The organism is Pseudomonas sp. BF-B-15, assembly GCF_019946675.1.
In the GTDB taxonomy this organism is placed as follows: domain Bacteria; phylum Pseudomonadota; class Gammaproteobacteria; order Pseudomonadales; family Pseudomonadaceae; genus Aquipseudomonas; species Aquipseudomonas migulae.
The window spans coordinates 41,411-56,092 of sequence record NZ_JAGYFZ010000004.1 but is presented as its reverse complement, the minus strand read 5'-3'; the positions used below and the strand labels follow the sequence as shown (position 1 = coordinate 56,092).

Annotated in this window: 13 protein-coding genes, 1 tRNA gene and 2 pseudogenes; 14 read left to right on the top strand and 2 right to left on the bottom strand. The window is 54.7% G+C overall.

Annotated features, from left to right (window positions below; translation table 11 throughout):
• Window positions 1-231 precede the first annotated feature (231 nt).
• From thrS to KGA97_RS02355, 9 genes are all read left to right on the top strand, one after another.
• The gene (gene thrS / locus KGA97_RS02395) at window positions 232-2,154 is read left to right on the top strand and encodes a threonine--tRNA ligase (RefSeq protein WP_008023971.1); all 1,923 of its coding nucleotides are present in this window, start codon (window positions 232-234) and stop codon (window positions 2,152-2,154) included.
• A complete protein-coding gene (gene infC, locus KGA97_RS02390) occupies window positions 2,154-2,705 on the top strand; it encodes a translation initiation factor IF-3 (protein WP_172435341.1) in 552 nt (183 codons plus the stop codon). The genes thrS and infC overlap by 1 nt, the downstream gene beginning before the upstream one ends.
• 60 nt (window positions 2,706-2,765) lie before the next feature.
• A complete protein-coding gene (gene rpmI / locus KGA97_RS02385) occupies window positions 2,766-2,960 on the top strand; it encodes a 50S ribosomal protein L35 (protein WP_002553160.1) in 195 nt (64 codons plus the stop codon).
• Window positions 2,961-2,988: 28 nt separating this feature from the next.
• On the top strand, window positions 2,989-3,345 hold the full coding sequence (rplT, locus tag KGA97_RS02380) for a 50S ribosomal protein L20 (RefSeq protein WP_007905879.1): 357 nt from the start codon (window positions 2,989-2,991) through the stop codon (window positions 3,343-3,345).
• A gap of 109 nt (window positions 3,346-3,454) precedes the next feature.
• Entirely contained in the window at window positions 3,455-4,471 is a 1,017-nt protein-coding gene (gene pheS, locus KGA97_RS02375; RefSeq protein WP_007905876.1) for a phenylalanine--tRNA ligase subunit alpha, read from the top strand.
• Window positions 4,472-4,497: 26 nt separating this feature from the next.
• Window positions 4,498-6,879 (top strand): phenylalanine--tRNA ligase subunit beta, encoded by a 2,382-nt coding sequence (gene pheT / locus KGA97_RS02370; protein WP_223480157.1) that lies wholly within the window; start codon window positions 4,498-4,500, stop codon window positions 6,877-6,879.
• A 3-nt stretch (window positions 6,880-6,882) separates the two neighbouring features.
• The gene (gene ihfA / locus KGA97_RS02365) at window positions 6,883-7,185 is read left to right on the top strand and encodes an integration host factor subunit alpha (RefSeq protein ID WP_002553164.1); all 303 of its coding nucleotides are present in this window, start codon (window positions 6,883-6,885) and stop codon (window positions 7,183-7,185) included.
• Window positions 7,166-7,522, top strand: a complete 357-nt coding sequence (locus tag KGA97_RS02360) for a MerR family transcriptional regulator (RefSeq protein WP_003179985.1) — start codon at window positions 7,166-7,168, stop codon at window positions 7,520-7,522. The genes ihfA and KGA97_RS02360 overlap by 20 nt, the downstream gene beginning before the upstream one ends.
• A gap of 89 nt (window positions 7,523-7,611) precedes the next feature.
• Window positions 7,612-7,688, top strand: a tRNA-Pro gene (locus KGA97_RS02355).
• A gap of 68 nt (window positions 7,689-7,756) precedes the next feature.
• On the opposite strand, the pseudogene KGA97_RS02350 reads toward KGA97_RS02355, so the two are convergent.
• Window positions 7,757-7,843 (bottom strand): annotated as a pseudogene (locus KGA97_RS02350) (integrase); the annotation flags it as partial.
• 428 nt (window positions 7,844-8,271) lie between these two features.
• Between KGA97_RS02350 and KGA97_RS02345 the strand changes: the two are divergent.
• The 4 genes and pseudogenes from KGA97_RS02345 (at window position 8,272) to KGA97_RS02330 (ending at window position 11,209) form a co-directional block, all read left to right on the top strand.
• The gene (locus tag KGA97_RS02345; protein WP_223452328.1) at window positions 8,272-8,475 is read left to right on the top strand and encodes a hypothetical protein; all 204 of its coding nucleotides are present in this window, start codon (window positions 8,272-8,274) and stop codon (window positions 8,473-8,475) included.
• Between the two features lie 63 nt (window positions 8,476-8,538).
• Window positions 8,539-8,700 (top strand): hypothetical protein, encoded by a 162-nt coding sequence (locus tag KGA97_RS02340; protein WP_223452330.1) that lies wholly within the window; start codon window positions 8,539-8,541, stop codon window positions 8,698-8,700.
• A 2-nt stretch (window positions 8,701-8,702) separates the two neighbouring features.
• A pseudogene (locus KGA97_RS02335) lies at window positions 8,703-9,228 on the top strand (IS5 family transposase); the annotation flags it as partial.
• A gap of 565 nt (window positions 9,229-9,793) precedes the next feature.
• Window positions 9,794-11,209: a serine hydrolase domain-containing protein gene (locus KGA97_RS02330; protein WP_223480156.1), complete on the top strand. Its 1,416-nt coding sequence runs from the start codon at window positions 9,794-9,796 to the stop codon at window positions 11,207-11,209.
• A 57-nt stretch (window positions 11,210-11,266) separates the two neighbouring features.
• On the opposite strand, the gene KGA97_RS02325 is transcribed toward KGA97_RS02330, so the two are convergent.
• On the bottom strand, window positions 11,267-12,946 hold the full coding sequence (locus KGA97_RS02325; protein ID WP_223480155.1) for a methyl-accepting chemotaxis protein: 1,680 nt from the start codon (window positions 12,944-12,946) through the stop codon (window positions 11,267-11,269).
• A gap of 504 nt (window positions 12,947-13,450) precedes the next feature.
• On the opposite strand from KGA97_RS02325, the gene KGA97_RS02320 reads away from it, so the two are divergent.
• Window positions 13,451-14,662: an MFS transporter gene (locus tag KGA97_RS02320; RefSeq protein ID WP_207286480.1), complete on the top strand. Its 1,212-nt coding sequence runs from the start codon at window positions 13,451-13,453 to the stop codon at window positions 14,660-14,662.
• The last annotated feature ends 20 nt before the right edge of the window (window positions 14,663-14,682 follow it).

The following is a 14,682-nucleotide window of genomic DNA, read 5'->3' as shown; positions in this document are numbered from 1 at the left end:
CCTGGCTCGAGTATTTGCAAGCTCCGCAGACCTTCAGTCGCGGTGGCGGCAGATGTTCGAATAACCCTGATTTGAATCCCAGTCACTCTGGTTCGGTTTTCCGGTTGGCCGCAAGGCTCCTGCCGCTGTAAGGCAGGCGTTCGTCATTGAATGGCCTGGACCGGATCTTGTACTGGCTCATCCCAACCCACGTGACCTTTGGTAGGGGTCACCACTAGGAGAGGAGGCGCCATGCCAACTATTACTCTTCCCGACGGCAGTCAACGTTCATTCGATCACCCGGTTTCCGTAGCCGAGGTCGCCGCATCCATTGGTGCAGGTCTGGCCAAGGCCACCGTGGCCGGCAAGGTCGATGGCAAGCTGGTCGACGCCAGCGACATCATCAGCGCCGACGCTACGCTGCAAATCATTACGCCAAAGGATGAAGAGGGGCTGGAGATCATTCGCCACTCTTGCGCCCACCTGGTTGGCCATGCGGTCAAGCAGCTGTATCCGACCGCCAAAATGGTCATCGGCCCGGTCATCGACGAAGGCTTCTATTACGACATCGCCTTCGAGCGTCCTTTTACTCCGGACGACCTGGCCGCCATCGAACAGCGCATGCAACAGCTGATCGAAAAAGATTACGACGTGATCAAGAAAGTCACTCCGCGCGCCGAAGTGATCGAAGTGTTCAAGGCCCGTGGCGAAGACTACAAGCTGCGCCTGGTCGAGGACATGCCGAACGAACAGGCCATGGGCCTGTACTATCACGAAGAATACGTCGACATGTGCCGCGGTCCGCACGTGCCGAACACCCGCTTCCTGAAATCCTTCAAGCTGACCAAGTTGTCCGGCGCCTACTGGCGTGGCGATGCCAAAAACGAGCAATTGCAGCGCGTCTACGGCACCGCATGGGCGGACAAGAAGCAGCTGGCGGCTTACATCCAGCGCATCGAAGAAGCTGAAAAGCGCGATCACCGCAAGATCGGCAAGCGCCTGGGCCTGTTCCACACCCAGGAAGAGTCGCCGGGCATGGTGTTCTGGCACCCGAACGGCTGGACGCTGTATCAGGTACTCGAGCAGTACATGCGCAAGGTTCAGCGCGACAACGGCTACCTGGAGATCAAGACTCCACAAGTCGTTGACCGCAGCCTGTGGGAGAAATCCGGGCACTGGGCCAACTACGCCGACAACATGTTCACCACTCAGTCGGAAAACCGCGACTACGCCATCAAGCCAATGAACTGCCCTTGCCACGTGCAAGTGTTCAACCAGGGCCTGAAAAGCTACCGCGAGTTGCCGATGCGCCTGGCCGAGTTCGGTGCCTGCCACCGTAACGAGCCATCGGGTGCACTGCACGGCATCATGCGTGTGCGTGCGTTCACTCAGGACGACGCCCACATCTTCTGCACCGAAGAGCAGATGCAGGCCGAATCCGCTGCGTTCATCAAGCTGACCATGGACGTCTACGCCGACTTCGGTTTCAAAGATGTCGAGATGAAGCTGTCCACTCGTCCGGAAAAACGCGTCGGTTCCGACGAGCTGTGGGACCGCGCCGAAGCCGCATTGGCTGCAGCCCTTGATAGCGCTGGCCTGCCGTACGATCTGCAGCCGGGCGAGGGTGCGTTCTACGGTCCGAAGATCGAGTTCTCGCTGAAAGATTGCCTTGGTCGCGTCTGGCAGTGTGGTACCCTGCAGCTCGATTTTAACCTGCCTGTCCGTCTGGGAGCCGAATACGTCTCCGAAGACAACAGTCGCAAGCATCCGGTGATGTTGCACCGGGCGATCCTCGGATCCTTCGAACGTTTCGTCGGAATCCTGATCGAGCACTACGAGGGTGCATTCCCTGCGTGGCTGGCTCCGACCCAGGCAGTGATCATGAACATCACTGACAAACAGGCCGATTTTGCCGCCGAGGTTGAAAAAACTCTCAACGAAAGCGGATTTCGTGCCAAGTCTGACTTGAGAAATGAAAAGATCGGCTTTAAAATCCGCGAGCATACTTTGCTCAAGGTTCCCTATCTCTTGGTTATCGGAGATCGGGAAGTCGAGATGCAGACTGTCGCTGTGCGTACTCGTGAAGGTGCTGACCTGGGCTCGATGCCCGTCGCCCAGTTCGCTGAGTTTCTCGCGCAAGCGGTTTCCCGGCGTGGTCGCCCAGATTCGGAGTAATTATTATTAAGCGTGAAATGAGACAAGATAAACGAGCTGCACCGAAAGCCCCGATCAACGAGAATATCTCGGCACGCGAGGTTCGGTTAATTGGGGCTGAAGGTGAACAGCTTGGGATTGTGTCAATTGAAGACGCGCTTCTTAAGGCTGAAGAGGCCAAGCTGGATTTGGTGGAGATTTCCGCCGATGCAGTACCCCCTGTTTGCAAACTGATGGACTACGGCAAATCGATCTTCGAGAAGAAGAAGCAGATTGCCGCGGCCAAGAAAAACCAGAAGCAGATTCAGGTTAAAGAAATCAAGTTTCGTCCAGGGACGGAGGAAGGGGATTACCAGGTAAAACTGCGCAACCTGGTACGTTTCCTGAGTGATGGGGACAGGGCCAAGGTATCCTTGCGATTCCGCGGCCGTGAGATGGCCCACCAGGAGCTGGGGATGGAACTCCTCAAGCGAGTTGAAGGTGACTTGCTCGAGTACGGTTCGGTCGAACAGCATCCTAAGATGGAAGGACGCCAGCTGATCATGGTCATCGCCCCGAAAAAGAAGAAGTAATCAACAGGGCACGGCAGGCCTTCTGATTATGTTTATCAACTGAATGCGGAGTATCCGAACATGCCAAAAATGAAAACGAAAAGTGGTGCTGCTAAGCGGTTTCTGAAAACTGCTAACGGTATCAAGCACAAGCACGCTTTCAAGAGCCACATCCTGACTAAAATGTCGACCAAGCGTAAGCGTCAACTGCGCGGTAGCAGCTTGCTGCATCCGTCTGACGTGGCAAAAGTCGAGCGCATGCTGCGCCTTCGTTAATTTTAGTCAAGAATAGAGGAAGTAACTCATGGCTCGTGTAAAGCGTGGCGTCATTGCCCGTAAACGTCACAAAAAAATTCTGAAACTTGCTAAAGGCTACTACGGCGCTCGCTCGCGCGTATTCCGTGTTGCCAAGCAAGCGGTAATCAAGGCAGGCCAATACGCCTACCGTGACCGTCGTCAGAAAAAACGTCAGTTCCGCGCTCTGTGGATCGCTCGTATCAACGCTGGTGCACGTATCAACGGTCTGTCCTACAGCCGTTTCATCGCCGGCCTGAAAAAAGCGTCCATCGAGATCGACCGTAAGGTTCTGGCTGATCTGGCAGTGAACGAAAAAGCGGCGTTTGCTGCGATTGTCGAGAAAGCTAAAGCCACCTTGGCTTAAGTACCCCCGACAGTCACCCGGCCTCACCTCTGTGGGGCCAGGTGTTAAACGTCATAAATAGGGGAAGAGCCTTCAAGCTCTTCCCCTATTTTGTATCTGGAGTCTGTACATGGAAAACCTGGATGCGCTCGTCTCTCAAGCACTAGAGGCTGTGCAAAGCGCTGAAGATATCAATGCCCTGGAGCAAATCCGGGTTCACTACCTTGGCAAAAAGGGCGAATTGACTCAGGTGATGAAGACCCTGGGGAATTTGCCGGCAGAAGAGCGTCCGCAAGTCGGCGCCCTGATCAACGTTGCCAAGGAGCGTGTCACAGAGGTTCTCAATGCCCGCAAGGCACTGTTTGAAGAGGCCGACCTGGCCGCCAAACTGTCTGCCGAGTCCATTGACGTGACCCTGCCTGGCCGTGGCCAGACCTCGGGTGGTCTGCATCCGGTTACTCGCACTCTGGAACGTATCGAACAGTTCTTCACCCACATCGGCTACGGCATCGCCGAAGGCCCTGAGGTCGAAGACGATTACCACAACTTCGAAGCGCTCAACATCCCAGGCCATCACCCGGCCCGGTCGATGCATGACACCTTCTATTTCAATGCCAACATGTTGTTGCGCACCCATACCTCGCCGGTACAGGTCCGCACCATGGAATCGAAACAGCCACCGATCCGCATCGTCTGCCCAGGCCGTGTGTATCGTAGCGACTCCGATATCACCCACTCGCCGATGTTCCACCAGGTCGAAGGCCTGCTGGTCGATCGCGATATCAACTTCGCCGACCTGAAAGGGACCATCGAAGAATTCCTGCGCGTGTTCTTCGAAAAAGAACTGGCCGTGCGTTTCCGTCCTTCGTACTTCCCGTTCACCGAGCCATCCGCTGAAGTCGACATGGAATGCGTGATGTGCAGCGGCAAAGGCTGCCGTGTCTGCAAGCAGACTGGCTGGCTGGAAGTGATGGGCTGCGGCATGGTTCACCCGAACGTGCTGCGCATGTCCGGGATCGACCCGGAAGAGTTTTCGGGCTTTGCCTTCGGCATGGGCGTTGAGCGTCTGGCCATGCTGCGTTACGGCGTGAACGACTTGCGTCTGTTCTTCGACAACGACTTGCGGTTCCTCGCGCAATTTCGCTAGTCGTAACGAATTCTTAGGAGAGCAGGATGAAATTCAGTGAACAATGGCTGCGTGGCTGGGTTAGCCCGCAGGTAAGTCGCGACGAGCTGGTTGCCCGTCTGTCGATGGCCGGTCTTGAGGTCGATAGCGTTACGCCGGCCGCCGGTGAATTCAGCGGTGTGGTGGTGGGCGAGGTGCTGAGCACCGAGCAGCACCTGGACGCTGACAAGTTGCGTGTTTGCCAGGTCAGCAATGGCTCGGAGACTTTCCAGGTCGTGTGCGGTGCGCCAAACGTGCGTCCGGGCCTGAAGATCCCGTTTGCCATGATCGGTGCCGAACTGCCGGGCGACTTCAAAATCAAGAAAGCCAAGCTGCGTGGCGTTGAGTCCAACGGCATGCTGTGCTCGCAAGCTGAACTGCAAGTGGGCGAAGGCAATGATGGCCTGATGGAGTTGCCGGTCGATGCGCCGGTCGGTCAGGACATTCGTGAATACCTGAACCTGGACGACGCCAGCATCGAGGTCGACCTGACCCCGAACCGCGGCGACTGCCTGTCCCTGGCCGGTCTGGCCCGTGAAGTCGGCGCGCTGTACGCCGCTGAAGTCACCCGCCCGGTCGTGGCGACCGTTCCAGCCGTGCACGATGAAGTGCGTTCGGTTGAAGTGCTGGCACCAGCCGCTTGCCCGCGTTACCTGGGTCGAGTCATCCGCAACGTCGACCTGTCCAAGCCTACGCCGCTGTGGATGGTCGAGCGTTTGCGTCGCGCCGATGTGCGCAGCATTGATGCGGCCGTCGACATCACTAACTACGTGATGCTGGAACTGGGTCAGCCGCTGCACGCGTTCGATCTCGCCGAAATCAATGGCGGCATCCGCGTACGTATGGCCGAAGAGGGCGAGAAGCTGGTGCTGCTCGACGGTCAGGAAGTCAGCCTGCGTAGCGATACGCTGGTGATCGCCGACCACACCCGCGCCCTGGCAATCGCCGGCGTAATGGGCGGCGAGCACAGCGGCGTCAACACCGCGACCACTCGTGACATTTTCCTTGAAAGTGCGTTCTTCGATCAGATCGCCGTGGCTGGCAAGGCTCGTTCCTACGGCCTGCACACCGACGCCTCGCACCGCTACGAGCGTGGCGTGGACTGGCAACTGGCCCGTGAAGCCATGGAGCGCGCCACTGGCCTGCTGCTGGACATCACTGGCGGTGAAGCCGGCCCGATCATCGAGACCGTCAGCGAACAGCACCTGCCTTCGATTGCGCCGGTTACCCTGCGTGCGCAACGCATCACTCAGATGCTGGGTATGGAAATGGATTCGGCCGAAGTCGAGCGCCTGCTCAGCGGCCTGGGTCTGAAGATTTCTGCCGATGGGGCAGGGCAGTGGCGCGTTGAAGTGCCGAGCCATCGCTTCGACATCAGCCTCGAAGTCGATCTGATCGAAGAGCTGGCCCGACTGTACGGTTACAACCGTCTGCCGGTTCGCTATCCGCAAGCCCGTCTGGCGCCGCAAGCCAAGGCTGAAGCGCGTAGCGATCTGCCTGAACTGCGTCGCCTGCTGGTGGCTCGCGGTTATCAGGAAGCGATCACCTACAGCTTCATCGATCCGAAACAATTCGAGTTGTTTAATCCGGGTGTCGAGCCGCTGCTGCTGGCTAACCCGATTTCCAACGACATGGCGGCCATGCGCTCGTCCCTGTGGCCTGGTCTGGTCAAGGCGCTTCAGCACAACCTGAACCGTCAACAGGATCGCGTGCGTCTGTTCGAAAGCGGTCTGCGTTTTGTCGGTCAGCTGGAAGGCTTGAAGCAAGAGCCGATGCTGGCAGGTGTCGTTTGCGGTACTCGTCTTCCGGAAGGCTGGGCGCAAGGCCGCGACGTCGTGGATTTCTTCGACGTGAAAGCTGACGTGGAAGCGGTTCTGGGCTTCGCCGGTGCACTGGATTCGTTCACGTTCGTGCCGGGCAAACACCCTGCGTTGCACCCGGGTCAAACCGCGCGCATCGAGCGCGAAGGCCGTTTGGTAGGTTTCGTTGGCGCAATCCACCCTGAATTGTCGAAAACCCTCGGTCTCGACCGTCCGGTCTTCGTTTTCGAGCTGGTTCTGGCCGAAGTGGCGTTGGGTAAAATGCCTAAATTCCAGGAGTTGTCGCGCTTTCCTGAAGTGCGTCGTGACCTTGCGCTGATCGCCGAAAAAGACGTCGCAGCCAGTGCTGTACTGGACGTAATCCGTGAAAATGCAGGGGAATGGCTGACGGACCTCAGGCTATTTGACGTGTATCAGGGTAAAGGCATTGATCCTGATAGAAAAAGCCTTGCAGTCGGCTTGACCTGGCAGCATCCATCGCGCACTCTTAATGACGATGAGGTGAATACCACGACGCAAAACATCCTCACCTCGCTCGAACAAAGGTTGAACGCCACGTTAAGGAAGTGACGTATGGGGGCTCTGACGAAAGCTGAAATGGCGGAACGTCTGTATGAAGAGCTGGGCCTGAATAAACGGGAGGCCAAGGAATTGGTCGAACTGTTTTTTGAAGAAATCAGGCACGCTCTTGAAGACAACGAACAAGTCAAATTGTCCGGTTTCGGCAATTTCGACCTTCGGGACAAACGCCAGCGGCCTGGCCGCAATCCGAAAACGGGTGAAGAAATCCCGATCACGGCTCGCCGTGTGGTCACCTTTCGTCCAGGGCAGAAGTTGAAGGCCCGAGTTGAGGCTTATGCTGGAACCAAGTCATAACGACGAGCTACCCGTCATCCCAGGCAAACGCTACTTCACCATTGGTGAAGTCAGCGAGCTGTGTGCGGTAAAACCGCACGTGCTGCGCTATTGGGAGCAGGAGTTTCCTCAACTCAACCCCGTCAAACGGCGCGGAAACCGCCGGTATTATCAGCGACAAGACGTGCTGATGATCCGGCAGATCCGCGCGCTTCTTTACGATCAAGGGTTCACCATCGGCGGCGCACGCTTGCGTTTGTCCGGCGATGAAGCCAAAGACGACACCACTCAATACAAACAGATGATTCGGCAGATGATCGCCGAATTGGAAGATGTGCTGGTGGTCCTCAAGAAATAAATTCATGCGTTTGAATACTTCCAGTTTTCAAAAGCTTGCGATATATTCTTGAGCGTTCTTCGAGATGAAGGACGAGTTTCACGCCTAGTCGGGGCGTAGCGCAGTCCGGTAGCGCACTAGCATGGGGTGCTAGGGGTCGAGTGTTCGAATCACTCCGTCCCGACCATATTTATCAGTAACTTAGCCGAACTCTAGCCAGTTCGGCTTTTTTACGCGTAGGGACTTTTGCAGGGCTCATCCCGCTTTCCTCCTCAAGATGGTCAGTGCCGGTCCTCGCGAATCGGTGGCTGACACTTTGTTTGCCGCGTCGATCACTTGTCCAGTTCATGCCGGTCGACGGCGACGCCTTGTTTTCCAATGGGAAATTCACGGATGTGCGGGCGTACTTCTGCGTCAAATACCGCACGACACATGCGCAGGTACGCCGGCGCCTGCTTAGCCCGGATGAAACGGGGGAGAAGTGATAGATCCGCAGCCATCACTCTCACTCTCACTCTCACCTCTCCCGATTGACGTGGCTGGCGGCCTCTGCGTCCAGTTTCAATTTGAAATGGCTATTACGAGTGGTGGTTCAATGGTGATAAATTTCGCGTCGTTAGCAAGATGGATGGACGAGAAGGGCGCTCCTAGTCCTGGGATCGGACGACTGCACAACTTTACTTGGCTACAGAGCAGCACTTGTTCCGGTGGACGGTGTATTCGCGCTAACCATTGAGAGACCGAGCAATGCCCGGCAGAAGGGTTACTGGATGCTGAAGAAAAAGCCGGAAAGTAAAGCAGCGGCGACCGCTGCAGAGATTGAAAGATCAATCCAAGCCCTGAGTAAAATGGCTGAACGCCTCTGGGGTGAGGGCCGAGAAGCTGAGGCGAAAGCCCTTCTCGATGCTTTGGATGCATTAAACCGGGCGCTTGATCGGATCAGGATTGGAGAGAGTCGCAGGATTCTCCATTGAGGGTACAAATCAGCTGGCGGCCCAGTTGAGAGCTGGTGATCCGGCAAAAAAGGCAGATATCTGATGTGGCTACTTGAACTTTTATCCCTTCTCGGCGACCTCGGCAATATTCCGCATTACGAAAAACCTCGCAGGGTCTTCACTCGGGGATTTGTCGCATTCTGCGTGCTGGTGGCTGTTTTTGAGCTGATAGTGCTGAACCAGTTCTATGGCACGCGTGGCTGAATTCTTCTGGTGCTGGGAAAAAAGGGGGGCTGAAGAACCGCAAGACCACGCGCTCGGACGCAGCCGGGGTGGCCTGACGACCAAGATTCACATGCTGTGCGATGCCAATGGCGTGCCTTTGCACTTCCTGCTTTCAGGCGGGCAGGCCAGCGATATCGCCTATGCTCAACCGGCGCTGGATGAGGCTTACGTCCCAAGCCTGCCCGGCCGTCCCCGCAAACGCTGCCGTTGGTTGTTGGCCTACAAGGGCTATGGCGCCGAGGCTCTACGTTGTTACTGCGACCGCTACCGGATGCAACCGGTAATCCCGCTGCGCAGCATGAAGCGCAAGCCCAGCCGGGTTTGCCGAGACTGTTTGACCGCCCCAAGTACCGGCAGCGCAACATCATCGAGCATATGTTTGGCTGGTTGAAGGAGAACCGCCGCATCGTTACGCGTTTCGACAAGCTTGCGAGAAGTTATGCGACGATGGTCTCACTGGCTTGTGCCACGCGGTGTTTGCGACATTGCTTTTCGTACAGAGCCTAGGGGGCGAGTGTTCGAATCACTCCGTCCCGACCATATAATTCAAAGGGGTCGCGAGATTTTATCTCGCGGCCCCTTTTTATTTGTTGTCGTTTTCACCCTCAAAAAACGGTTGGCTCTGGGGGAGTCCTCACACTCCAAAGCGCGATTCTCGGCTTTGACGCCTTCTTGTGATCCATAGACGCCGTTTTCTTCCTTTCTTGGAACGCCGAGCATCCAGGGTGTGCTTCCTCTGGTGACCGAAAGGTTAGTTATCAGGGGCGCGCCCCTCCAGGCTTGGTGCTGAAGTGGCACGACTCTGCGGCGACAGTCGAATTCACAGGCAGTGCGTCCGCTAATTCCCTCATTTTTCTATCTCTCGGATCGAACAAGCTGCCTCCCTAAGGCTTGACGTAATAGACTTTTAAATCCATTATGGAAAAATTAATCCATGGCGTGATCAGACAAATCAAAGGTGAAGCCCATAGTAGGTTTCTGCGTGAAGGAGAACTGAATACTCATACCCATCGACCAGCTTTGAACCGATAACAGAAATGATCAGCCACTAGAAATTTTCTGGAGATTTACAATGGATAAAAATTCTAAAAAACGAACATCTGTATTCTCAAAAGGTTTGTTACTCACAAGTTTAGTGTGGGTAACGGCTTGTAATGCCGCGCCTTTCTCAAGTGCCCATGAAGTAGATGACGTTATGGGTTTCCTCATGAGGGAGCAGCGTATCCCTGGGGCGGCAATTACAATTCTTAAAGATGGCAAGCCACTTTATACTTCCGCTTATGGATTTAGTAATCTGGAGAGCAAAACGCCTGCAACGACGGCGACTGTCTTCCAGTCTGGTTCGGTCGGAAAGATGTTTACTTCCTCCGTCATCATGCTGTTGGTACAAGACGGAAAGCTTCAGCTTGACGATCCTATTGCACCCTATTTTCCTGAAGCCAAAGGTATGTGGGACGGAATAACCATTCGCCAAGTCATGCAACAGCGTTCTGGCATACCCGACTATGAGCAATTCAATAGTATCGATATAAAACAAGACTACACAGACGAGCAACTCATTGGCCTTCTCGCATCCAAGAAACTGGATTTCTCTCCGGGGACTCAGTATCGCTACAGCAACTCAGGCTATGTCGCGCTGGGAATGTTGATCAAGCGTGCAAGCGGGAGATTCTACGGCGATCTTCTGCGGGAAAGGCTGTTCAGTCAGTGCGATATGCAAACGGCGCAGGTCAACGTGTTGAAAACCGTTATCCCGAATCGGGCGGCCGGTTACGTTTCCAATAACGGACAGTTGGAAAATCCGGGGCCCGTCTCGCAGAGCCTGGCTCAAACCGCCGATGGAAGCCTGCTGCTGACGATCAATGACCTGGCTGCCTGGGACGCATGCTTGTCCAAAAATAAACCGTTGTCTAAAGAGTCAATCGACGCCGAGTGGGAAGTGCCTTTGATGGCCGACGGGACTCCACCCATTACCGGTTATGGATTTGGTTGGCGCAACAATATTGTGAACGGACATCGGCTTATCGATCATGGTGGGTCGTTTCAGGGATTTCATGCGCACTATGCCAGGTTTGACAATGGCCTTTCCATTGGCTTTTTGGCAAACCTTGAGACTGCTCGTAGCAATTATATAGTTAAGCGTATCGCTGGTATTATTGATCCAGGCCTATTGCCTCTTGAAAAAGAAATTGAAGGTTCAGCGGCTACCACTGAAAAAACCAAAACGGCAATAGTTGCCTTGATGGGTGGCAAAAACGATCCTTTACTGAGTTCCGATATACGCAAGGTGTTTGATGAAAAACACGTAACAGAAATAGAGGCGTCATTTAACAAAGTCACCAATGACACTCAGTTGGTGCAAGTCGGAGAAGAAAAAATTGACGCTGTCACTCACCGTACTTACAAAGCCAGCTCTGGAAAAGTAAATTACATAGATGTTGCAGTGTTGGAAAACAAGATCGTAGGATTGAAATTTTCCTCTGAGTAGTTGGTGATTTTACAGAGGACCGCATCAAGTCCGATAACTTGATGCGGTGGTTCACTACTAGATCCGAAACTGGCTAATCAAACGACCTAGGCGATTACCTAACTCACTGAGACTTCTGGAGGTTTGTGCACCATCTTTGGCGTCCCCGGCGACCACATCAGCCGCCAGGGAGATGTGAGTCATACTACGGTTTACTTCCTCGGCCACAGCGGTCTGCTCTTCGGACGCGCTGGCGATCTGAGCGTTCATGTCGTTAATTGTATAAATCAATTGGCTGATGGCATCCAGCGACAATCCCGCCCGGTTTGCCAGTTCCCCTGTTGTTCGGCCTGTTTCGCTGGAGCGGCCCATCGTGATCATGGCATCTTGGGTGCCTTTTTGAAGCAGGCTGATCATCCCGTGGATTTCCTGGGTACTCTTTTGCGTACGGCTGGCCAGGGCTCGAACTTCGTCGGCGACCACTGCAAAACCACGACCCGCATCGCCAGCCCTTGCTGCTTCAATGGCAGCGTTCAAAGCCAATAGATTGGTTTGCTCCGCAATAGAGCGAATGACGTCAACTACACCGGCAATCAACTGCACGTCCTTGTTCAAGCTGTCCAGAGACGAGCTACTTTGTCCTATTTCCTCAATCAACGAATGAATGCTTTCGATGCTTTTGTTGACGACATCTCTTGCCTGCCCACCAACATCGCTGGTTTCTCGTGCTGCTTGCGAAGCACCTTGGGCGCTGACGGAGACCTGATGCGCAGCCGTGGACATTTCATGAATGGCTGTCGCCACTTGATCAGTCTCTTGGCGCTGACGATCCATGGCCTGCTCTGAGCGCTGGGCCTGGGCCGACATATCTTCGACCAGTGCCGTCAGTTGCCCGGTCATCTCCACGATTTGACGCACAAGGTTATGAATTTTTTCCACAAACAAGTTGAACGAGTGAGCCAAATCACCCAGCTCATCGTTGCTCGAAACTGGCAGGCGGTGTGTCAGGTCGCCATCTCCAGCGGCGATGTCGTCCAGGTTCTTCTTGATGGCCAGTAAAGGTTTCACAATGCTGTTTCCTAGCCAAATGCCAATCAGTGCCACAAGGAGCAGCACGCAAACGGCGAGGAAAAGGATGTACGCGGTGTACTGACCGATTCGCTCATAGCGCTCACTGGCGATGGCCTGTACCTGAACTTCAAGATCATCCAGATTCACTTGCGTGCCCACGATCAAGTCCCACTTCTCCAGATAAACGGTGTAACCGAGCTTGGGCGTAGGTTTCGGGCTGACGGGGGTTTGCCAGTCGTACCGGAAAAAATGTGTACCCGTCTTGGCCGCTTCAACCAGCCCTCGAATCACATACACGCCGTTGGCATCTTTGCTATCAACAAAGCTCTTGCCGATATCGGTGTTCAGGTTGGCGGAGAACACTCGAACAGACGAAGAGTCATAGCCGTAAAAATAGTTTTGTTTAGCGAAACTCAGCGTTCGCAGAATCTTCACAGCCTGATCCCGAGCGTCGGAATCCCCATATTTGGAAGCGTCATATATCGGCTGAATCGACGCTTGGGCAATTTCCATATAGTGCTTCAGTGAAGTTTTTCGCTCATTGATCAAGAGGTCGCGCGTCTGCTCAACCTCCTCGGATGCCAGCTTTTGCAAAACCCAAAAAGTGATGCCGCTGATCACTGCAGCCAGCAAAAGGCCAGGGATGATCGTCAGAAGGATGACTTTGCTACGAAGACTTAACGTCACGATGAGTTTCGCCTCATTCAAGAGATTTTATTTTTATCCACCCATTTTTATCTCGGCCAAGGCTGGCTCGACGACGCATAAAAGGAGGGAAGCTTTTAGGTTGGAGCGGTTGAGCCTGGAGCGATTTAAGGCCTTCTTTTGTTAAAAACACTATTAATGATCGATCGATCAATAGTAGTCTACGCTCAGCTCAAACGGCTTGTCGATGGCCGGTGAGGACGATGGCTGAGTCACCTTCAAGCCAGGTGCTGATATTGGAGATGAGCAGGCGCGATGCACAAAGGTGGGTGCCGGCAATGAGGTATCTCGCTCAATTGCGCGCCATTGACTCAAGAGGGGACGTTGACTACGCCGCGCATCTTTTGCGCAAGACGCAACGTCACGTTGCGTCCTGCCCATATTCTCTCGAGGGGGAGTGCCGCCTATTTTGTTGACCTGACAAACAGTAAAGCGAGTGACCTTTCATTGGAAAGTCACCGCTGTCGAACTTCAGGAGTCTATGGCATGGGCGTTTCTACAAGTGGTACAGCAACGACGATACAAAAAGCTTCAATGACCAGAGGGCTGGTGCTTCTGTTTGCGTTTTGTTGCGGTGCCATCGTGGCCAACATCTATTACGCACAACCGATCATCAGCTTGATTGCCCCGGATATCGGTATGTCGAGTGGCCACGCGAGCCTTATTGTTTCGCTGACTCAGATTGGTTATGCACTCGGATTGTTTTTCCTGGTGCCCTTGGCGGACCTGGTCGAAAACCGCCGACTGATGATAGCGACGATCGTGATTACGATCTTCAGTCTGCTCGCCGCTGGTTTAGCCCGGCAGCCGAGCGTATTTCTTGTCGTATCGGCGCTCATCGGTTTCAGCTCGGTCTCCGTGCAAATGCTTATTCCATTGGCCGCGCATCTGGCACCGGAAGAGTCTCGCGGCCGAGTGGTTGGCGGGATCATGGGCGGCTTGCTGCTGGGGATTTTGCTTGCGCGGCCGCTGTCGAGCCTGATTGCTGATCATTTGGGCTGGCGGGCAGTGTTTATCGGGGCTGCTGCCTTGATGCTCATCATCTCCATAGTGATCGGCATGACCATGCCCAAATGGCAGCCAGCCCATCGTGCGTCGTATGGTCAACTGCTGATGTCCCTTGGACAACTGTTTTGCCGCGAACCCGTATTACGTCAGCGAGCGCTTTATCAAGGGCTGATGTTTGCATCGTTCAGTTTGTTCTGGACCGCCGTACCGCTGGTGTTGAGTCGTGAGTTCGGCCTCACGCAAAGTCAGATTGCGATGTTTTCTCTGGTCGGCGCCATCGGTGCAGTCGCTGCACCTATCAGTGGTCGACTCGCTGATGCAGGGCACACTCGACGAGCCTCACAGTTGGCCATGGTGCTGGGCGTGGTGAGTTTCCTTCCAGCCTTCATTAATCCCTTTTACGGTGTGATTGGTTTGGCTGTCACCGGTGTTGCTCTGGACTTTGCTGTGCAGATGAACATGGTGCTTGGCCAACGAGCCGTCTACGCCTTGGGCACCGCCAACAGAGGCCGCCTGAATGCGTTGTACATGATCAGTATCTTCGTTGGCGGTGCAATCGGTTCCTCGGTGGCCAGTTCGCTTTATGAACATGCCAGCTGGTTGGCGATTGCAGCGGTGGGAAGCGCCTTGTCGCTGGTCGCTCTGATCGCCTTCTCGATTGTTTCTCGTCGAGCCGGGCAGGTTCACTGAGTCGATCGGTCGCTGGAACG